Source organism: Thermoactinomyces sp. CICC 10735 (assembly GCF_016055175.1).
GTDB lineage: Bacteria > Bacillota > Bacilli > Thermoactinomycetales > Thermoactinomycetaceae > Thermoactinomyces > Thermoactinomyces vulgaris.
On record NZ_JAECVT010000003.1, the window covers coordinates 314,799 to 335,280 of the forward strand.

Below are 20,482 nucleotides of genomic sequence, written 5' to 3' on the forward strand. Positions count from 1 at the left end.
TATTGTTTCGTAATCCTCGATACCCAGATACATAAAACCCCTATTTTTATTTAACATTAGAATAACCTAATCATTCGTGAATTACAACCGTATTCTTTTCTTCCACATTTTGACGCATACGCTTGTCACTTTGGTTCAAAAGAAACGATTAAATGATACGGATCCTCAATCAAATTTCCTGCATAGTCCGTCACGCGAAAATAAAACGGCCCCGGTTTCACATCCAGTGACAAAGTTTCGGTTCTTCCTTCCCTCTCTTCATCTTGTCGCATCTTATCCCAATCATCCTGCCGGATTTTAAAGATCACCGGATCAAAACGCGGGGTCAGGGGTTGAACTTGCACCACCAGCCTTCCTTCTTTCGGAATCAACAATTGGTACCAGTCGGCATCGCCGGGACGGGAAATGGTTGCAGAAAATGTGTTTTTGGTTTCCGAAAGAGGCAGCAAAGCGGCTTGGGACAACAAATCATTCGCTTCATACTCATCCTCTTCCGGCAAATAAGCGGCATGAAACCGCAAGGCAACCTCTTGTTTGGATGCTTGGGACACCGACCATTTCAACAAGATCTTCCCTTGGGAGACCGGCGTGATGATCCGTTGTTTGCCTGATTGGGCCAAAAGGGAACGGGAACGGGTTTGACCGGTCGTTGACTGGATAATTGACAAAATAACATCCTCCCCCGGGCCATCGAGCACTTCTACATCAATTTGCAGCCGGCCGGCCTTGTTTAAATCCAAGACATACCAATCCGGATCCCCTTTTTGCAGAACCAGACGGATTTCTTGGGAAAGAAAAAAAGGCGTTGCTGTTTGTTCACTGTCATTTGGTTCGCCAATATCGGGGTCAAGCGGGGACCGAAGCGCACGATCCGCATCCAACATCCCAAACCCGGTTTTTTCATTCCAATGCGGCGAAGAAGAAGCCGTTTGCCGGAGCAACATGCGGATGTCCCCGGGCGTGTAATCGGGACGAAGCTGCCAGACCAAAGCCGCCACTCCGGCAACTTGCGGTGTGGAAAAGGATGTTCCCGAATCAAAAGCATAATCCTGTCCATTGGACGTGGTATATATCATGTCACCGGGCGCCACGATATCCAAACCCAAACCGGTATTGGAAAAGGGCTCATGTTTCCCTTGAAAATCCGTGGCACCCACGGACAAAACCGAAGGGAATGCCGCCGGATAATACAAAGGTTGACTGAACAAAAGCTCCCCTTTTTCATCGAATTCCGCATTCCCCGCCGCCGCAACCACCAGCACGCCCCGGCTTTCGGCTTCCTCCACTGCGTCCTCCATCAACTTGGAATAAGTCCAACTCCCTTGTGACAATACAATGATGTCAGCACCTCTTTGGATGGCTTCGCGGATTCCTTCCACAGTGTAGAAAATTTCACCATCCCCGTCGTTTTCCATCACTTTGACCGGCATGATCCTGCCCTTTCCAACCGGCTTCCCCTCTCTGGCCCCCCAAGTGGAAGCAATAACCCCGGCCACTTTGGTTCCGTGCCCGAAATGATCCTGCGGGGGAAGATCGGGATTTTTCACGTTCACCCCTTCGGTCAGAAAAGGTTTGAGTACCGGATGGGACAAATCGACTCCGGTATCCACCACCGCCACCGTCACCGGCTTTATTTTGTCGGGATCCGCCTTTTTTCGGAAATAATCCCAAGCCTTCGGGATACGGATTTGTTGCAAATAATAATTTTTGCCAAACGCCACCCGGGGACGTCTCCGGTTTTTTTCTTTCCCCAGTTCATACCGGATATCGGGACCGATGAATTCGATTCCCGGATCTTCTTTCCACGTTTCAACCCACCGTTCTTCATCCGTTCCCGGTTTGGTCTGCACCAAATATAAACCTTCTCCCCCTTCTTCCAAAAGCTCTGCTTCCATCCAGAAAGAAGAAGGGGCCGGCTGACGCCACTTCACCACCCACTTGCGGCTTGCAATCAGCGATCCGGGGGTGGACATCATCGGTAAGGTTACAGCTGAAAGCAACAAAATAAACACAAAAAACAGGAAAAACAGCCCCACGGCCCTCTTTCGATTTATCATGTCAATCACCAAAAGTACGATTATTTTCAAAAAACATAAAGCTGGATTGTAGATTCATACGAATTTATTATATAAAATAAATAATTGTAGATAGAATCTTTCTTTTTCTTTATTGAAGCTTCTCTACCTTTTGCACCGCTCTTTTGAAAGAATTACAGTGTCTCAGACACGTCGGGAAAGCGGAAACAGAAGGGGACTCCTTGACACTCCACAGCTTTCCAATTTTTGAAGAAAGCTATTCCGGATTTTTCTAAACTCCTCCATTCTGATGAAAAGGTCCGTTTCGCCGTTCCCATCGTTTCATCGTTTTCTCAAAATCGACAAATTTTTACGCAACCATCCTGGCCGGATTACGTCTACATATGTAAATCTCTTTAAAGGATTCCATTCAATTCTGTTTCCATTTTGATCCATGGTTTGTACGGGAGCCTTTCTTCCCGGTTCAAAAAGATTTCAACAAAGCGTCAATATTATCTGTTTAATCACTATTTGATGTTTTCTTTCCTAAATATTAATTTTCAGTGAATTTGATCATTGCCAACCGGTCTTTACTTGATCCAATCCAAACCACGATGTTACCATTGAATGAAAACATTTAGCGCGAGTGGGGATTTCGATGAGAAGAGTAGAACAAAGCCGATTAAATCGGGTTAAAAAAAACCAGCGGAAAAAATGGATCATCCGTTCCATCTCTTTGGCCTTCATCCTTCTTTTAGGTGTCGGTCTTTATTTAGGATCCGAAATATGGGGAGTCTTTGCCAATACGAAAAACGATATCGGAAAATCCGATTTACGGGATAAACAAGTGGAAATGGAATCCAACCCCTTCACCATTTTACTTCTCGGAACCGACCAACGGAAACGTTCGGATCCGGTTTGGCGGGCGGACACCATGATTCTGGTTGCCGTCAACCCAAAAAAACACACGGCCAAAGTCCTGAGTATCCCCCGGGATACCTATACAGAGATCGCCAACACGGATGGTTTAAAAACAAAATTAAATGCCGCCGCTTATTGGGGATATAAGAAAGATGTCGGGCAAGTTGAAAATATCCGTAAAACTTTGGAAAATCTGTTGCATGTCCCCATCGATCATTACGCACGAATCAACTTCCAAGGATTTGAAGACATTGTCGATGCCTTGGGCGGAGTGGAAGTGGATGTACCGTTTGCGTTCCACCAAAAAGCCATCGGCGGCAAGACGGTTTACTTTGAGCCGGGACCGGCCAAACTGAACGGATCTGAAGCCCTGGCCTATGTAAGGATGCGCAAGCAGGATCCCCGCGGGGATTTGGGCCGCAACGAACGGCAACAAGAAGTGGTTGCCAAATTGATTGACAAAATCGCCAGTTTCAAAGGAGTCGGCAAATTCTCCGACCTGATGAATGCAGTGGGCGAGAACTTCGAACACAGTCTTGAATTGGACAACTTCCCGGCATTGGTGAACATCTACACCAAAATACCGAAGAGCAATATTGAAACCCTGCATATTGAAACCTACCCCGAAAATATCAAAGGGGCAGGTGCGGTGTTGATCTGGCCTGAAAAAGACCGCAAAAAAATTCGACAAGCCCTGCAAGAACAATTGGAATTGCCTCCGCTTGAAAATGGGGAGACAGACGGTGACTCCGGCTCCGGAACGGATGATGACATGTCGGATACCGAAAACACCAATTCATATGACGGTGATACAGAAAGTGACGGCAGCTATTAAGCCGTCACTTTTCCGTTTTACCATCGAATTCCCCGGCAAACCGCTGGTATTTCCCCGCCGTTTTCATTAAGATAGTAGGGAAGAAGGTGAAACGATGTCTGAGAAACAGTATTTAACCGTCGGACCTCAAGGGGAAACGGAAATCGTCATTCAGAAATCGCGCTTTATTTGCAGGGCCAAACGGGTTTCTACGGAGGAAGAAGCGCAACAATTCGTCCAGAAAATCAGCAAACAACATTGGGATGCCACACACAACTGTTATGCATACCTGGTGTCCGACACCATTCAAAAATCCTCCGATGACGGGGAACCGGCCGGGACCGCCGGACGTCCGATACTGGAAGTGATCCATGCCAAAAAGCTGGTCAAAACCGCCATTGTTGTAACCCGTTATTTCGGGGGAATTAAATTGGGAGCGGGCGGGCTCGTACGCGCTTACAGCCAGGGGGCTTCCGCGGCAATTGAAGCAGCCGGGATCATCCGCTGCCAATTACACCAAAAAATCACCTTTACGTTTGATTATCATTTTATGGGAAAAATGGAACATGAATTCCGCCAAACCGATTACTTTTTGGAAACACCCCTCTATCAGGAGGTGGTGTCTTGGCCGGTGTGGATCCCGGTTGGGGAAGAAGAGGACTTCATCCAACAAGTCACCAACTGGACCCACGGGCAAGTGAAAGTGACACGCGGAGAAAAAGAATATAAAGAAATCCCCCTTTCCTCCTGACCGGAAAGGGGGATTTCTTTACACCTCAGAACGCCGGAACCACTACGCCTTTGTATTTTTCCTCGATAAACTTTTTCACTTCCGGTGAAGTGAGGGCTTCCGCCAGTTTTTTCACCGCCTGGTTATTTTCATTCCCTTGTTTGACCGCCAAAACATTCACATAAGGATTTTGGTCTTTCTCTTCCATAAACAGTGCATCCTTGAGCGGATCCAAATCGGCTTGAAGCGCATAGTTGGTATTGATCACAGCCAGATCCACTTCATTGATCATCCGTGGAAGTGCAGAAGCCTCAAGCAGCTCAAACTGCAAATTTTTCGGGTTCTCCACAATATTTTTCAGGGTGATCTCCCTTTGATGTCCATTCAACTTGATCAACCCGTTTTTCTCCAACAACTGCAAAACGCGTGTAATTTCACTCGTTCCATTGGGAATGGCGACTTTGGCACCGCTTTTTAATTGATCAACCGAGTTTATTTTTTTGGAATAAGCCCCCATCGGCTCCAGATGGACCCGGGCCACATCCCTCAAATGATATCCTTTTTCCTGATTGGTGGTTTGAAGCCAGACAATGTGTTGGAAATAGTTTGCGTCAATTTCTCCTTCTTCCAATGCTTTATTGGGCAAAACATAATCCGTAAACACTCTGATTTCCAAGTTTACCCCTTGTTTTTCCAATTGCGGTTTGACATGCTCCAAAATTTCCGCATGCGGAACCTGCGTGGCTCCGACCACAAGCGTATTTTCCTTGCTTTGGTTGCCGCAAGCGGCTCCCAATACCGCAACCAGCACACTGACAAGCAAAACCCAAAACTTTTTCATCCCATTTGACCTCCTTAAGATCTTTTATCCAGGGCACGGGCAATCCAGTCCCCCACTGCTTGAACCAATTGCACCAATACGACCAACAAAATTCCACAACTGTACAGCATCGCATCATTAAATGCCTGAAAACCAAAACGATAAGCCGTGTCCCCGAGACCGCCGGCCCCGACAATTCCGGCCATTGCGGAAAAACTGATCAACGAAACACAAGTGACGGTCAGTCCGGAGACAATCGAAGGAAATGCCTCCGGAATCAGCACTTTGCATATGATGGTCAGCCGGCTGGCCCCCATTGCTTGTGCGGCTTCAATCACTCCTCTGTCAATGTCACGGATGGCGGTTTCCACCATGCGCGCATAAAAAGGAGCGGCTCCTGCAATGAGCGGAATGGTGGCTGCCGTCGGCCCCAATGTGGTTCCCACCAAGAGCTTGGCCACCGGAAACAAAAACAAAACCAAAATAATGAAAGGAACGGCCCGGAAAATATTGACCACAAAGGCCAAGATACGTTGAAAAACGAGATTTTCCCAGAAATAGCCGCGGTCCGTCACCACCAGAAGCACCCCCAGCGGAATCCCCAGCACCGCCGTCATCAGGGTGGAAATTCCCACCATATGAAGAGTTTCCAGGGTTGCTTCTTGCAACAGATCAAGATCTACCGACTCCCACATTCAAGTTCCCCTCCCAACACCTTCCGCACTTTTTCCACTGCTTCTTCATTTCCGCCGATTTTGACTTGGACTGCATCTTCATCGTTGCTTCCTTTCACTTCTCCGCCGACCAGTTGAAAATGCACGTTATATTGGCGGGCCAGTTCATTCAGTTTGGAAAGGCCGGACCACGGCACCCAAATGCCATCCTGGCCGGGTTCTGCATCCTGAACAAATTTCTTCGTCAAAGGATGCTTCGGATTTTGAAAAATTTCGGCAACCGGACCCGTTTCAATGATCCGGCCGTTTTCCATGATCGCCATTTTGTTGCAGATGGCACGTACCACACTCATCTCGTGCGTAATCAAGACAAGGGTCAGCCCCAGTTTTTGATGGATCTGTTTTAACAGCCGCAAAATCGAAGCCGTGGTCTCCGGATCCAACGCCGAGGTGGCCTCATCGCACAAAAGCACGTCCGGATCATTGGCCAAGGCTCTGGCAATTCCGACACGTTGTTTCTGTCCTCCACTGAGCTGTGCCGGATAAGCATCGGCGCGCTCGGATAACCCGACCAGTTCCAGCAAACGGCTTACCTTCTCCTTGATCTGTTTTTTGGGAACCCCGGCAATCTCCAGCGGAAACGCCACATTTTCCGCAACCGTCCGGGACCACAACAGATGGAAATGTTGAAAAATCATACCAATCTTTTGCCGGGCAAAGCGCAATTCCCGTTCACTAAGCCGCGAAATTTCTTTTCCATCCACCAGCACCGTTCCCCTTGTCGGCGTCTCCAATCCGTTTAACAACCGGAGCAACGTGCTTTTCCCGGCCCCGCTGTAACCGACAATTCCAAATATATCCCCTTTTTCGATTTCCAGGGAAATTTCTTTTAATGCCGTAATTTCTTTGTTTTTACCTGCAGCCGGAAATGTTTTGACAACATTTTTCAACTGAATCATTTCCTTCACCGCCTTCGATCTGCAAACATTTTTTAAGCATAAAAAAACCTTCCTGCTCGTTCAGATGCAGAAAGGATCACTTTGCTCAATCTCCTTCTCTCATCTGTCAGAGCAGTGTACAGCTCTGCAGGAATTGGCACCTTCCCATGGGTTCTTCAAACCCAACAGGGGGTTGCCGAGAGATCATCAGGCCTGTTCCCTCCCTCTCTCTGGATAAGAGAATACTTCATTCCCGTATACAATTTTGTTCAAGATCTTTTCTAAAATTATCACATAAAATCATGCCAGTCAACAATTAGCGTTCTAATGCAAACGATTTTTTAAGGTCATGTATAACTTCATTCGATTTATGGAAAAATATGCCTGTTTTCAGCATCTTATCAACTGTTACTCCCAGATTACATTTCATTAACAAAGCCGCTACTTCGATCTATCCAAAATGAAGATGGCGTATAATAAAAATACATTCATCCTTTGGAGGTGCGCATATGGAGCACACGGTTGTCGGCAAGTCCTTCTGGATCGGAGTCATGAACGCTTCTTGTTTGAGTGTGCCACTGTGGCTTCTCATGTACCTGTTTTTAAAAATGATTTTCTGAATGAGCGCACCAAATGAAATCCATCATCCTTCCGATAAATAAAAAAGATGCCACCCTTTTTGGCAGCATCTCTTTAGCGGGCTCCATTTCCGGAAACAACCACCCAAACCGTCCGAAACAAAATCTGCATATCCATTTTAAAGGATTGGTTTTGAATATAGAACATATCCAACTCAAACTTTTCAGCAGGTGTCATCTCATATCCTCCGTTTACCTGAGCCCACCCAGTCAAACCTGGTTTCACCAACAAGCGCTTTTTAAAACCAGGAATCTCCTTGTCAAATTTCTCGGTGAAGACAGGTCTCTCCGGACGGGGACCGATCAGACTCATGTCACCACGTAGGATATTGATTAACTGTGGAAGCTCGTCAATCCGTGTCTTACGGATAAATTTACCTACTCGAGTGACACGCGGGTCATTTTTTGCCGCCCATTGCGGACCATTTTTCTCAGCATCGGTGCGCATGGATCTGAGTTTGATAATCTCAAACCGTTTCCCGTTCAACCCCACGCGTTCCTGTTTATAAAAAACAGGCCCCGGAGACTCCAGTTTAATCGCGATCATGGTCAGTACAAGCACAGGCAATGTAAACAGCAGCAATGCAACGGAAAAAACAATCTCAAAAGCCCGCTTGAAAATCGGATAAATGGTCTGTCCGGAAAATGCACCCGTGTTGTTGCTCTCGTAGGCTAACTTGGAACGCATCAGCTATCCACCCCTGCTGTGTATAATAATCAGAATCCCTTCCGTTTCTTCGCTAAGTTTACAAAAATAACAGTAACATTACAGTAATATTTCAAACCGATTACTGTAAAACAGTATACTGCAGAACCCACGGAATGACAATAGGTTCTTTTTTGAAAACCGTGTCAAATCCTTGACCGATCACAGCATATGCTTATTTTCTACATTTCTTTGTCCATTTTGCGATATTCGTTTTGGTAATATTCGTAGGTTTTGCGTAAACCTTCCATAAGAGTGTATTTCGGTTTCCAGTCCAATATGCGGCAAACTTTGTCATTCTTGAAATAACTGTGTTTAATGTCCCCCGGACGGTCCGGGCCGTGAACCTTTTCGTTTTCAAAAGAAGCGATTTCATCAAACAAGGAAAGCAATTGGTTCAGCGAAGTTTGCACCCCGGTTCCGACATTCAGGATCTCCCCGTCTCCTCTTGAGAGTGCCGCGACGTTGGCTTTGGCCACATCTTCCACATAAATATAATCCCTCGTTTGTTCGCCGTCGCCAAAAATGGTGAAAGGCTCTTTTTTCAAGTACTTATCCACCAAGATGGAAATGACTCCCCCTTCCCCGCGGGGATCCTGCCTGAGCCCGTAAACATTGGCGTAGCGCAAAACGGTGTATTTCAACCCGTATAAATGGGCGTACACTTCCAAATAATGTTCCACGGTATGTTTGGAAATTCCGTATCCGGAAAGCGGTGACACCGGATGTTCTTCATCAACCGGCAGATATTTCGGATCTCCGTAGACGGCGGCGGATGAAGCGTAAACCACTTTCTTCACCCCGCTTTTGCGGCAGGCTTCCAACAGATTGATCGTCCCAATAATGTTGGTGTTTGCGTCCAAAACCGGATCTTCAACGGAAACATCCACACGGATTTGCGCCGCTTGATGGATGACGGCTTCCGGTTTTTCCCGCATGAACACATCACTTAATTCCGGATTGGTCAAATCCATTTCAATCCATTTCGCTTCCGGATGGATGTGCTCTTTCTTGCCTGAAGAAAGATTATCGATGATCACCACCCGGTCTCCTCTTGCAATCAACAGATCGACAATGTGGGAACCAATAAAACCGGCTCCGCCTGTCACGATTACCTTCATTGTTACAGACTCCTCTCTCGAGTGGACTTTGTCAATTGAGTCGGCCATTTTCAACGTATTCCCGTCTATCTTATCAATTCAGCCGGGCAGAAGCAAAAGACAAGTTTTAAACTTTTTGTCCATATTTTTCGAAAATAGCCCCTTGGTCCCCACTTCCCCACCCAATATTTTGGAAGGTATTTTCCCATGGAAAAGAAGAATAATATAGTACATAAAACCAAACACCTGTGAGGGATTTTCCGTAATGAAAAAATGGATCCTGCGTTTTTTTCTGCTTTTGTTTATAACGGTTCTGCTTGGATTTGGATATTATGTGTACCTGATCTGGTCCGCCGCTCACCGGTCCTATGTCCCGCCTGAACAGGAAAAATCGGACAAACGTCAAGAAGCGATCAAATGGCATGAGGATCCTGTCGCCATTTTGATGCTTGGCGTGGATGAACGGGACGGAGATCAGGGACGTGCCGATACCATTATGATTGCGGCTTTAAATCCGCAAGAAAAAGACATTGTCTTAACCAATATTCCACGGGACACCCGGGTTGAAATCCCCGGTAAAAACTTCCGCGACAAAATCAACCACAGCTATGCCTACGGCGGAGTGGATTTGACCCGCAAGACCGTGGAGCATTTTTTGGATTTGCCCATCGATGGTTACGTTCAAATCAACATGCAAGGCTTGAAAGAAATCGTGGATGAGCTGGATGGAATTGATGTCGAAGTGCCTTTCACCTTTTCCTATGGAGGACACACTTTCAAAAAGGGGACCATGCATTTAAACGGAGAAGAAACCCTTGCCTTTGCACGAATGAGAAAAGAGGACCCGCTGGGGGATTTCGGACGGATTCAACGGCAACAAGAAGTGATCCGGGCCATCGTCCGCAAGGGAACGGATTGGACCACATTCACCAAACTGGATACGGTCATGGAAAAACTCGGCTCCAATGTCAAAACCGACATTTCCCCCTTTCAGCTTTTGCAACTGCAAAACCGCTATGCCAATCTTTCACGGGAAAATATCAAAACGGTCCGGTTCAAAGGGGAAGATGCAACCATTGACGGCATTTATTATTTCCGGGTGTCACCCGAAGAAATCGAACGCATCCGGGGGATCCTGGCGGAACAACTGAACTATTCCCGACCTCCTGACACCCTTTATTAAAAGGATCCTGCCATGGACAGGGGAATCGCCCTGATCATGGACACAGGATCCCTTTTCATTGAAGCAGTTCCTGATATAAAGAAAAAACTTTTCTTTCCTCAACCTTCCAATTATAACGGGTTTCATGGGCTTTTCTCGCATCGGTGCTCATTTGGCCGCGCAGTTCGTCATCGCTTAAGATCCGTTCCACTTTTTGCGCAATATCCTTGGGATTCAAAGCATCGGCCACCAGCCCGGAATGGCTGGATTCCACAATTTCCCTCCACATCGGAAAATCCGTCGCCACCATGGGCAATCCGGCGGCCATGTATTCAAACATCTTGATGGGAAGGGATTCCCGGTAATTCTCGACCGGATGCAGGCAAACCAATCCCACTTTTCCTTTTCCCAACCACTTCTGCACATCATCAAACGGAATCCGGCCATGCAAATAAACCCTCTTCTGTTCCAGTGCGGACTTGTCCCGGTCTTCCGGTTTGATATGCTGGAGGGGACCAATGATGTGAAGTTCGGCTTGCAAGGAGTCCGGCAAATAATCCATCATCTGTATCATTTCCCGGTAACCGCGCAGATACGACACGCCCCCGACATACAAAATCCGGTTGACGCCATCCTCTTCTTTTTCGATCTCCGGGATCGACAACGGATAGTTTTTAATCACTTCGACTCTTTTGGCTTGATGGAACTGTCTTTGAATCGATTCCGTCGCTGTAATGACCGCGGACAGCCGGCGGGCCAATCCCTTTTCCACTTTATGGACGATTTTTGCCAGCGGGGCACGGAGCTTTTCGGGAATCCACGGTTTGGTTTGGATCTGTTTGGGCAAATCCTCATGCGAATCATAAATCACCGGGCACCCGGTCCGCCAAGCCAATAACACTCCCCACGGCAACAACTCCGGATCATGAAAATGATACAAATCCGCTCCGCATTTTAAAGCGCGCCGGTAAAGCTCATATCCGGTCCAAAGCCGTTTCCACTTTTTGTTGACGCGCTTTACCCCCCGGATTTTTACGCCATCGATCACTTTTTCTTTAAAATCGGCGATGGCGTGGAGCTCCACCCGGTATCCGTTTTTCGCCAGTGATTTTGCTTGTTTGTGGAAAATCCGCGAATCATCATAAGGATGAACCGAACTGAAGATCATTACTTTAGCGGACACACAAGCAACTCCTTTCTCCTCACACTCCCTCCAGAGACCCTTTTTCCCGCTCCGATCCGGAGTGTTTCTTTTTCAAAGTTTCCCCGATGGCAATGATGGCCAAGCCGATTCCGTAACAAATCCACATCGGCGTATAGTGAATGGCCGTGCTTGGTGCCATGCCCCCGAAGAAGTAACCGGTCAATGCGGCTATGGTGGCGTAAGCGCCCCAACGCAAAACCGGGTTCAATTCCGGCGAGTGTTTCAAGCTGGCCAATTTCCACAAGCGCCACAACATAAGGAAGTAAAGGGACATATACAGGATAAAGATAATCACGCCAAAGTTGACCAACACTTCGCCCCACCAATTGTGCATATTGACTTTATCCACTTTGGGGGCGCCGTCCATGTACACTTCAACGTTTCCTGGACCGACTCCCATGTAATGGCTTTGATGGAGGAAGCGGAGTCCGTTGAGGATCAAAAACTTCCGGACCGTGGCACTCCGGCCGGTTTCCGCATCAATGGGGTCTTCTCCCCCTTCTTCCACCGTCCACGGACTGTTTTGAACATCCATCAAGAAGCCAAAAGTGCTGGACAGTTTGGTTTTGGCTTGTTCCCTGGCTTCAGCGCTCAAGAAAACCATGCTCAAACCATTGGCCAGTATGAAAGCCACCAAAACGGCAATAATGGCTTTAAATACATTTTTCAACGTGATTTTGCTCCGGTCCATCACCTGCGGCAACAGCACCACCAATGGCAAAGCGGCAAGCGGCAGGGCAAAGAAGGTGTTGCTGCGCGAACCGGTCGCAATCAGTGTATAAATGGACAGGATACCGATAATATAGATAAACCATTTGTGTTTACGTTTCAGATCCAGCATATAAAAGGAACTGGCCAGGAAAGGAAGGCCGAGTGTGATGCAGGTTGCCAAATCATTCTGGTTGCGAAACACCGATGTCACCGAAGCCGATAACCGACCAAATGCACGTGATTGCGGCAAATGAATCAAAGTGATGGACTCAAAAACCGCAAACAAAATAATGGCTGCAAAAACCCAAAATAAAATCCGCAGGGTTTTCCAAAAATAATCGGTTGATTTCAGGAAAAACGGGAACGAATAAGCAAGAGGCAACATCATTCCCAATAAAAAGAGATACCGCACCCCGGCAGAAAGACTGGCTGACCAGGATAACGCAATCACTCCGTATGCAAACCAAAACAAAAAGAAGGCTCCATACCACCGAACCGGATACATGTAGGAAGTTTCCAATTTCTTTTCCGCTGCAAATCTCAGCGCGATTCCCGCCGCCACCAACAGAAATGCGATGCGGAAAAACGTCAGATTAAACCCATCGGATATCGGTACACCCAAGGAGGGGCCGATCAGCGCAAAAACAATCATCAAATAAAACAATATATCCAAACGCTTCTGCTTTGAAAACAACAGTTCACTCACCAACTCTCACCCTTTTCCTCCTAGTTTGGGTAACAAGTGACCGATCCGATTCAGTGAAGAAATGGAAAAAAGTCCTGTCGCAAACACAGATCCGAAGGTTACAACAAAAGCCAGCACATAATAGAGCCAGGCGTATTCCATCTCATTTAATTGGACCCAGGTAACCCCGGTCATTGAGATGAAAAAGACAGCCAAATAGATGAGAATGGAACGAAACCGGAAATCAATCGGATATTCTTTTTGATTTTTCCAATAAACCCAAACAATGACAAAAAGATAAGCCACAACGGTCATGATAACAGTGCCCCAAATGCTGAAAACCGGCACCAGGATCAAATTGCCGATCAGGTAAATGGCGGCGGCAATCATAAATCCGTAGGAAATGACCTGGGTTTTTTTCTTGATCAACAAACCGACACCAAAAACATTATGCAACACATTGAATAAAGTTCCCAAAGATAAAGCCCAGACATAGATATAACCGGATGAAAGCGACTGATCATCCCGACCGATAATATACAAATGATACAGTGGTTTCATGAAGAAGGCCAGAATCATGACAGCCAGCGTTCCAACCACCAACAACGCGCGACCGACCAGCCCGAACAACTGCGGGGCATCTTCCCGCTCTTTAATGGACATGGAAAAAGGGCGCCATGCGAGTTGAAACGGTGAGGTGATCAAAACAATGATGCTTGCAATCCGGATGCAGGTTTCGTAAATATCCGCACTCAGTTGGGAATCCATGTGATACAAAATGGGCCGGGATACAGATGTCATCACCCAAAAAGCCAGCAATGTCGGCAACAGCGGAGCACCGTAACGAATCAAATCCATCAAATGTTTACGCGAAATACGAAAAACAAATTCCTTGCGAAATAGGATAATCAGAATCAATGCCACTGTCAATTGACCGATTAATTGTCCATAAAAAATTCCCATAACCCGCATGTCATAGACAGTGACAAAAAAGATGCTCAACAAATTGGAACCAATCACATAAGCCATGCTGAAAATATTAAACAGCCATACCCGGCGGCTGTATCTGGCATATCCCAAAATATGCTGAATAATGATCGCCCCAAACGTGGCCATAAAAGCAACCGGCAACAAGTTGGAATAATCCCGCGTGCTTTCATAGACCCATTCGGACAAAGGGGCTCCAAACAAAAATGCAAAGACGGTGAATATCAGGCAAACCCCGGCACTGAAAACCACCGCATTGGTAAAATAGGTGCGGCGTTCCGTCACATCCTTGGCGTCATAAAAATAGAACGCCATGGCCGCATCCGTTCCCAAAATGCTGAGATAAGTCAAAATCAGAGTCAGCGTGTTGGTGAGTCCCCACTCTGCAATTTCCCCTTCTCCGGTCAAAAAAGCAACATAGATGGGGCCAAGCATGGCCGCAACCACCTTATTCCCCATCGTTGCAATCGCAAAAGCGGCTGAATCAGAAAAAAGCCGTTTAATGAGTTGTTTCATGATTAAACAACACCTTCTGCCTGCAGGCTGTTACTCTTGATTTTCCAATTTCTCACGGTCAGGAACATCGCGCAAAACCCGTGCCGGAACCCCGATATACACTCTGCCCGGCTCCGTGTCCCGATTGACCAATGCCCCGGCGGCAATGAAGCTTTCTTCGGCCACCGTGATCCCCGGCAAAAGGATGGATCCGCCGCCCACACGCGCTCCTCTTTTCACAACCGGACCGCGCACGTATTTGAAACGCTCTTTGGTCCGCCCCATGAAGTTGTCGTTCGTGGTCGTGACGGTCGGGGCAATGAAGACATGATCTTCCAACACGGTATAAGCTGTAATATAAGCATTGGTTTGAATTTTTGTAAAAGATCCGATTTTCACCTGATTTTCCACCGCAACGCCACGGCCGATCACCACACGGTCCCCGATCTCGCATTTTTCACGGACCGATGCCTGATCCCCGATCATCACCTCTTTTCCGAAACGGCTGCCCCGGTAAAGAACGGTGTTGGCACCAATCGTCGTTCCGTCGCCGATTTCCAGCACCGGCAAGTCGGCATCCACCTTTACGGTGGACGACTTTGCCGGTCTCGGCCAGCGGCCCAACACACAGTTGTCAGAGATATATACATCGGAACCGATCACGGTTCCTGCTTTAATGGTGACATTGTTGCCGATCGTCACATTGTCGCCAAGAACCACGCCTTCTTCAATGACAGAGAAACAACCGACGGAGACATTCTTTCCCATTTCGACTGAATCATGAATGAAAGATTGTTTCATGAAAAACCCATCCTCTTATAATTTTTCGTAATCCGCTTTGATGTTTTGGACATCTTTCAAAGCATTCCGCGTGTCAAAGATCACTTTTGCTTTATCGGCAATTTCTTCATAATCAAAGTCACTGTGATCCGTGGTGATCAAAACAAGATCCGCCGTCTCCAGAAGTTCGGTGGTCAGCTCTTGCGTTTCATATTCTTTGCCTCCGGCTTTGAAGGTTTTCACATGCGGATCAACCAGCGTGAACTCTGCCTGATATTTCTCAAGCAGCTCGACAATTTGAATCACGGGGGACTCGCGGTAATCATCGATATCCTTTTTATAAGCCACCCCGAGTACCGCCACTTTGGAACCATTCAACGATTTGCCGTAGCGGTTCAAGATTTTCATGCAACGATCCACCACAAAGTCGGGCATTTCATTGTTGATTTCGCCTGCCACTTCAATCAAACGCGTATGATAATGATATTCGCGGGCTTTCCATGTCAAATAGAACGGATCAATGGGAATGCAATGTCCGCCCAGACCCGGTCCCGGATAAAAAGCCATATAACCGTAAGGTTTGGTTTTGGCGGCATCGATCACTTCCCAAATATCGATTCCCATTTTGTTGCAAAGAATGGCCATCTCGTTCACCAGGGCAATGTTAATGTTGCGGAAGGTGTTTTCAAGAATTTTTTCCATTTCGGCCACTTTCGGGCTGGATACTTGGTGAACTTCCCCGTCCAACACCGCGCGGTACAAAGCACCGGCGACTTCCGTGCATTGATCGGTCACACCGCCCACCACTTTGGGAGTGTTTTTGGTATTAAACACTTTATTGCCGGGATCCACCCGTTCCGGCGAATAAGCAAGGTAAAAGTCTTCGCCTGCTTTCAAGCCGGTTTTTTCCAGAATCGGTTTCACCACTTCTTCGGTGGTTCCGGGGTAGGTGGTGCTTTCCAAAACCACCAGCATGCCCGGGTGCAAATATTTTGCAATGCTTTCTGCTGAAGATTCAACATAGGAAACATTGGGCTGCTGATATTTGTCAAGCGGTGTGGGAACGCAAATAGCCACCGCGTCCACTTCACGAATCAAGGAGTAATCCGTGGTCGCAGACATTTGTCCGCTTTCCACCAATTGTTTCAATTCTTCGTCCACCACATCGCCGATATAGTTCACTCCCCGGTTCACCATGTCCACACGGTTTTGCAGAATATCAAAACCGATCACTTTGAACCCGGCTTTGGCTTTCTCCACAGCCAGTGGCAAACCGACATATCCCAATCCGACAACACCGATTTTAGCCGTTTTGTCATCGATTTTTTGCAATAAAGTCTTACCACTCACGGTTATTCCTTCTTTCACTTGGATTTGTTGGCATAAAAACTTTTAATGGTATTTGCGATAAAACGGATGTTTTCATCCTCCAATTCTGCATACAGAGGAAGTGCAAAGGTGCGTTTGGCCATGTATTCGGAAACAGGCAAACTTCCTTCTTCATATCCCAAGTCTTTATACACTTCCTGCTGATGCAGGGGAACCGGATAATAAACTCCGCAGGAGATTCCCTGCTCTTTCAAATGAGCCATTAATTCGTCGCGATCTTCTGCCTGAATGATATACAAGTGATAGATGTGTTTGCGGTCTTCCGCTTCATGAGGAGTAACCACCGGTGTATCTTTTAAAAGCTCGTTGTACAGGGCCGCTTTTTTCCGACGGCCGTCATTCCAAGCATCCAAATGGCGCAGTTTGATGCGCAAAACAGCAGCTTGCAAAGCATCCAGGCGGCTGTTGTATCCGATCATGCTGTGGTAATACTTCGGATTGGAACCATGAACCCGCAAGATCCGGATTTTCTCCGCCAGTTGGTCATCATTGGTGACAACCATTCCCCCGTCACCATAGCCGCCCAGGTTTTTGGTGGGGAAGAAAGAGAAGGTGCCCGCATGACCCCAATTTCCGATTTTCCGTCCTTTATATTCCGAACCCATGCCTTGAGCCGCATCTTCCAAGACAAACAATTGATGTTCTTCAGCCAATGCCATAATTTCTTCCATGTTGGCAGGCTGGCCGAAAATGTGAACCGGAATGATCGCTTTGGTTTTTTCATTGATTTTTTCCTTGATTTGGTTCACATCGATGTTGTAAGTTTTCGGGTCGATGTCAACAAAAACCGGGGTGGCCCCGACTTGAGAAATCGTTTCGGCAGTGGCGAAAAATGTAAACGGTGTCGTGATCACTTCATCGCCAGCTTTGATTCCTGCCGCATCCAATGCCAGAAGCAACGCATCCGTGCCGTTTCCAACGCCGATGGCATGTTTCACCCCGAGATAGTTGGCCACTTCTTCTTCAAAAGCTTTGACTTCGGGCCCCATAATATATTGTCCGCTGTCAATCACCCGCTCCACCGCTTGGAGAACTTCTTCCCGAATCGGTTGCAACTGTGCCGTTAAATCCAATAAAGGAATCTTTTTCATCGCTTTCTACTCCTTTAATCATTTCAATTTATTTTCGGTTTAATTCGTCCATCCGGACCGGCCGGTTTCTTTCGGCAGCCAACTGGCATCCGATCACAAAGCTCAACGCCTTGCGTCCTTCTTCGCCGGAAACGACCGGCTTCCGGTCTTTTAACACCGCTTCGGTCATATCTTGAATGATGCACTGATGTCCCGGAATTCCGAATGGATCTTGTTCCACCCGGCGGATTGTGTTTTGAGCCTCTTCATCCGGCAGGCCTTCAAATTTCCATTCTTTGATCCAGTTGGCCGTCGGCCCGCCAATCACCGCGGTCCCCTTTTCGCCAAAAATACTTAATGATTCTTCCAAGTTTTTCGGATAAATGGTGACCGCAGCTTCCAACACCCCGAGTGCCCCGTTTTTAAAGCGGATCACCGACACCGAGGTGTCCTCAGCTTCAATGTTCCGGATACGGGTCGCGTGATAAGAGGAAATCTCTTCAATGTCCCCCATCATCCACAACAAAAGATCCATGTTGTGAATTGCCTGATTCATCAACACGCCTCCGTCCATTGCTTTCGTGCCACGCCAAGGAGCCTGGTCATAGTAAGCCTGGTTTCGGTTCCAACGAACCGTTGCGTTGGCATGCCCGATTTTGCCGAAAGCCCCTTGTTCCAACTGCTTTCTGAGTTCCACGACAGCCGGACGGAAACGGTTGGGGTGAACCACCGCCATTTTCACACCGTTTTTCTCACAGGCATCGATCATCCGGTCTGCATCTTCCAAGGTCAGTGCCATCGGTTTTTCCACGATCACATGCTTTTTGGCTTCCGCTGCCTGAATGGTCAGCGGTGCATGAATCCCGCTCGGTGTGCAAATGCAAACCACATCCACATCCGAAGCCAGCATGTCTTTCAAATCGGCATACCCACGGACACCGTCGACGGCAAACTCGGAAAGACGCTCTTCATTGGTGTCGCAAACCGCAACCAACTCGGCTCCTTCCACCGCTTTAATGGCTGCCACGTGCTTTTTCGCAATGTGACCACAACCTACAATTCCATAGCGTATCAAAAGATCTCCCTCTCTTCTTTTACCCAGTCAGTCAATTCATATCCAATCTATATTACAGTAACATTACAAAATCTAATGTTCAATGTAACATAGATGAAATCTCTTGAGTACCCTGCATCAAAAAAGTCATAAACTTTTCCGTTCTATTAAAGATGTATAAATTTGTAAGGTAGTTCGCGCGTTTTCGCTCCAAGTCAATGCACGGGACGCATCCAACGCATTTTTCCCCATAGTGGCGATGAGGGAAGGATCATCGATCAGGATTTTGCGCAAGCAACCGGCAATTTTGTCCACATCTTTGGCCGGCACAAGAAATCCGGTCTTCCCGTCTTGAAGAATTTCCTTGATTCCGCCCACATCCGTCGCCACCATGGGCCGGCCGCACCCCATCGATTCCAGCAATATGGAGGGAAGCCCCTCGCTCAGACTGGTGAGAACCATCACATCGGCACTGTTGATCCAGTCGGGAATCTCAGCGTACGGCTTTTTGCCCAAAAAGGTGACGGCTTCGCTTAATCCCGATTCTTCCGCCTGGTTTTCAAGCCGGGGGCGCAAAGGCCCGTCCCCGATCAAATACAGATGAATGTCCCGGCTTTCTTGGCGGATCCGGGAAAAAGCCTCCAACAAATAAGAAACGCCTTTGACCGGATACAAGTTGCCGACAAAAAGCAAAATTTTTTGTTCCCTGTTCAACCCCAGACGTTTCCTTGCCTCCAGACGGTCCATGGGGCGGAATTTCTCCGGGTCAAAACCGTTGTAAACCGTTTTGGCCGCAAGCTCGGGATGCATTTTTTCCGCTTCTTCTTTCAGCCGGTCGCTGACCGTGATGACCAGGTCATTTTCCTTTAATGCACGAAGCGTCTGTTCATAAACGGAACGCTTTCGTTTGGGATACAACATGATGTCCGAGCCATGGATCGTGCTTAACACCGGCACCTTCCAAATTTTCTTCAGTTCCCCTCCTGCATAACCATCCGGATAGATGGTGTGACAATGAATCAGATCAAAAGGAAACGCTTTATGTACTTCCTCCACTGCCTTTTGCAGGGCTTTTGTATAATACTTGCCATAGCGTTGGAAAAAAAATCCCCCCGGAATCATTCGCGTGGGAACATAATAAACGGCAATTCCATCCTTTTCTGTCTTTTTCGGCAATTGACGATACCCTTTCCACTTCGGGTAAAAGGGGAAAGAAGGAACGGGCACCACCACGCTTACCTCTGCCCCTTCTCTTTTTAAAGCTTTTGCCTGGTTATGGACAAAAATTCCCGCCATGGGATTGACCGGATTCGGGTACATATGCGAAATGATCAAAATACGCCCATTCATTGAAACCACTTCCTTTATCCGGTTTCATTTCCGAAAGATTACTGTCAATAGCATTTTCCAAACCGGTGATACTATGTACAACACCATACAGGAGAGGTCGTTGTCATGAAAAGACAAAGAATCGCCAGCGACTCCTATGACGGATTCCTCGGCATGTTGAATGCCTTTCTCATCAGCTTGCCTTTTTGGGGACTGATTTATTTCGGACTTCGCATTTTTCATTTATGGAAATAAATACA

At 47.3% G+C, this 20,482-nt stretch carries 18 protein-coding genes and 1 riboswitch; of the genes, 4 read left to right on the top strand and 14 right to left on the bottom strand.

Going from position 1 to position 20,482, the window contains the following annotated elements:
• Positions 1-125: 125 nt before the first annotated feature.
• Entirely contained in the window at positions 126-2,057 is a 1,932-nt protein-coding gene (locus I8U23_RS07830; protein WP_198050894.1) for a S8 family peptidase, read from the bottom strand.
• A gap of 616 nt (positions 2,058-2,673) precedes the next feature.
• Here I8U23_RS07830 and I8U23_RS07835 point away from each other — a divergent pair.
• Positions 2,674-3,771, top strand: a complete 1,098-nt coding sequence (locus I8U23_RS07835; RefSeq protein WP_198050895.1) for an LCP family protein — start codon at positions 2,674-2,676, stop codon at positions 3,769-3,771.
• Between the two features lie 94 nt (positions 3,772-3,865).
• Entirely contained in the window at positions 3,866-4,501 is a 636-nt protein-coding gene (locus tag I8U23_RS07840) for a YigZ family protein (protein ID WP_037996736.1), read from the top strand.
• A gap of 25 nt (positions 4,502-4,526) precedes the next feature.
• Here I8U23_RS07840 and I8U23_RS07845 read toward each other — a convergent pair whose 3' ends face one another.
• From I8U23_RS07845 to I8U23_RS07865, 5 genes are all read right to left on the bottom strand, one after another.
• Positions 4,527-5,321, bottom strand: coding sequence for a MetQ/NlpA family ABC transporter substrate-binding protein (locus tag I8U23_RS07845; protein WP_037996733.1), 795 nt, complete (start codon positions 5,319-5,321; stop codon positions 4,527-4,529).
• Between the two features lie 14 nt (positions 5,322-5,335).
• Positions 5,336-5,995, bottom strand: a complete 660-nt coding sequence (locus tag I8U23_RS07850) for a methionine ABC transporter permease (RefSeq protein ID WP_037996731.1) — start codon at positions 5,993-5,995, stop codon at positions 5,336-5,338.
• The gene (locus tag I8U23_RS07855) at positions 5,980-6,933 is read right to left on the bottom strand and encodes a methionine ABC transporter ATP-binding protein (protein WP_037996729.1); all 954 of its coding nucleotides are present in this window, start codon (positions 6,931-6,933) and stop codon (positions 5,980-5,982) included. Before I8U23_RS07855 ends, I8U23_RS07850 begins: the two co-directional genes overlap by 16 nt.
• Positions 6,934-7,029: 96 nt before the next feature.
• A riboswitch (SAM riboswitch) is annotated at positions 7,030-7,153 on the bottom strand.
• A 452-nt stretch (positions 7,154-7,605) separates the two neighbouring features.
• Positions 7,606-8,238: a sugar transferase gene (locus I8U23_RS07860; protein WP_049720694.1), complete on the bottom strand. Its 633-nt coding sequence runs from the start codon at positions 8,236-8,238 to the stop codon at positions 7,606-7,608.
• A 200-nt stretch (positions 8,239-8,438) separates the two neighbouring features.
• Positions 8,439-9,377, bottom strand: coding sequence for an SDR family oxidoreductase (locus tag I8U23_RS07865; RefSeq protein ID WP_037996700.1), 939 nt, complete (start codon positions 9,375-9,377; stop codon positions 8,439-8,441).
• 244 nt (positions 9,378-9,621) lie between these two features.
• On the opposite strand from I8U23_RS07865, the gene I8U23_RS07870 reads away from it, so the two are divergent.
• On the top strand, positions 9,622-10,539 hold the full coding sequence (locus I8U23_RS07870) for an LCP family glycopolymer transferase (protein WP_037996698.1): 918 nt from the start codon (positions 9,622-9,624) through the stop codon (positions 10,537-10,539).
• A 55-nt stretch (positions 10,540-10,594) separates the two neighbouring features.
• Here the strand turns inward: I8U23_RS07870 and I8U23_RS07875 are convergent, their stop codons facing one another.
• The 8 genes from I8U23_RS07875 to I8U23_RS07910 all read right to left on the bottom strand — a co-directional run bounded on the left by I8U23_RS07875 (position 10,595) and on the right by I8U23_RS07910 (position 20,243).
• Positions 10,595-11,701, bottom strand: a complete 1,107-nt coding sequence (locus tag I8U23_RS07875) for a glycosyltransferase family 4 protein (protein WP_198050896.1) — start codon at positions 11,699-11,701, stop codon at positions 10,595-10,597.
• 19 nt (positions 11,702-11,720) lie between these two features.
• The gene (locus I8U23_RS07880) at positions 11,721-13,139 is read right to left on the bottom strand and encodes an O-antigen ligase family protein (protein WP_131470893.1); all 1,419 of its coding nucleotides are present in this window, start codon (positions 13,137-13,139) and stop codon (positions 11,721-11,723) included.
• Positions 13,140-13,145: 6 nt separating this feature from the next.
• Entirely contained in the window at positions 13,146-14,621 is a 1,476-nt protein-coding gene (locus I8U23_RS07885; RefSeq protein ID WP_049720696.1) for a lipopolysaccharide biosynthesis protein, read from the bottom strand.
• 30 nt (positions 14,622-14,651) lie between these two features.
• Positions 14,652-15,401, bottom strand: coding sequence for an acyltransferase (locus I8U23_RS07890; protein ID WP_049720697.1), 750 nt, complete (start codon positions 15,399-15,401; stop codon positions 14,652-14,654).
• A 15-nt stretch (positions 15,402-15,416) separates the two neighbouring features.
• Positions 15,417-16,730, bottom strand: a complete 1,314-nt coding sequence (locus I8U23_RS07895; RefSeq protein ID WP_049720698.1) for a nucleotide sugar dehydrogenase — start codon at positions 16,728-16,730, stop codon at positions 15,417-15,419.
• A 14-nt stretch (positions 16,731-16,744) separates the two neighbouring features.
• Positions 16,745-17,860 carry a DegT/DnrJ/EryC1/StrS family aminotransferase gene (locus I8U23_RS07900; protein WP_198050897.1) on the bottom strand — a complete coding sequence of 372 codons (1,116 nt, stop codon included), beginning with the start codon at positions 17,858-17,860 and terminating at the stop codon, positions 16,745-16,747.
• 28 nt (positions 17,861-17,888) lie between these two features.
• Positions 17,889-18,914 (bottom strand): Gfo/Idh/MocA family protein, encoded by a 1,026-nt coding sequence (locus I8U23_RS07905; RefSeq protein WP_037996683.1) that lies wholly within the window; start codon positions 18,912-18,914, stop codon positions 17,889-17,891.
• A 126-nt stretch (positions 18,915-19,040) separates the two neighbouring features.
• Positions 19,041-20,243, bottom strand: coding sequence for a glycosyltransferase family 4 protein (locus I8U23_RS07910; RefSeq protein ID WP_037996681.1), 1,203 nt, complete (start codon positions 20,241-20,243; stop codon positions 19,041-19,043).
• A gap of 105 nt (positions 20,244-20,348) precedes the next feature.
• On the opposite strand from I8U23_RS07910, the gene I8U23_RS13600 reads away from it, so the two are divergent.
• Positions 20,349-20,477, top strand: coding sequence for a hypothetical protein (locus I8U23_RS13600; RefSeq protein WP_255347197.1), 129 nt, complete (start codon positions 20,349-20,351; stop codon positions 20,475-20,477).
• Positions 20,478-20,482: the final 5 nt, after the last annotated feature.

Coding starts and splice junctions, on each gene's coding strand:
- I8U23_RS07890 (WP_049720697.1), bottom strand. CDS start 15,401: ATGAAACAATCTTTCATTCATGATTCAGTCGAAATGGGAAAGAATGTC.
- I8U23_RS07850 (WP_037996731.1), bottom strand. CDS start 5,995: ATGTGGGAGTCGGTAGATCTTGATCTGTTGCAAGAAGCAACCCTGGAA.
- I8U23_RS07900 (WP_198050897.1), bottom strand. CDS start 17,860: ATGAAAAAGATTCCTTTATTGGATTTAACGGCACAGTTGCAACCGATT.
- I8U23_RS07835 (WP_198050895.1), top strand. CDS start 2,674: ATGAGAAGAGTAGAACAAAGCCGATTAAATCGGGTTAAAAAAAACCAG.
- I8U23_RS07870 (WP_037996698.1), top strand. CDS start 9,622: ATGAAAAAATGGATCCTGCGTTTTTTTCTGCTTTTGTTTATAACGGTT.
- I8U23_RS07845 (WP_037996733.1), bottom strand. CDS start 5,321: ATGAAAAAGTTTTGGGTTTTGCTTGTCAGTGTGCTGGTTGCGGTATTG.
- I8U23_RS07830 (WP_198050894.1), bottom strand. CDS start 2,057: ATGATAAATCGAAAGAGGGCCGTGGGGCTGTTTTTCCTGTTTTTTGTG.
- I8U23_RS07865 (WP_037996700.1), bottom strand. CDS start 9,377: ATGAAGGTAATCGTGACAGGCGGAGCCGGTTTTATTGGTTCCCACATT.
- I8U23_RS13600 (WP_255347197.1), top strand. CDS start 20,349: ATGAAAAGACAAAGAATCGCCAGCGACTCCTATGACGGATTCCTCGGC.
- I8U23_RS07860 (WP_049720694.1), bottom strand. CDS start 8,238: ATGCGTTCCAAGTTAGCCTACGAGAGCAACAACACGGGTGCATTTTCC.
- I8U23_RS07840 (WP_037996736.1), top strand. CDS start 3,866: ATGTCTGAGAAACAGTATTTAACCGTCGGACCTCAAGGGGAAACGGAA.
- I8U23_RS07885 (WP_049720696.1), bottom strand. CDS start 14,621: ATGAAACAACTCATTAAACGGCTTTTTTCTGATTCAGCCGCTTTTGCG.
- I8U23_RS07910 (WP_037996681.1), bottom strand. CDS start 20,243: ATGAATGGGCGTATTTTGATCATTTCGCATATGTACCCGAATCCGGTC.
- I8U23_RS07855 (WP_037996729.1), bottom strand. CDS start 6,933: ATGATTCAGTTGAAAAATGTTGTCAAAACATTTCCGGCTGCAGGTAAA.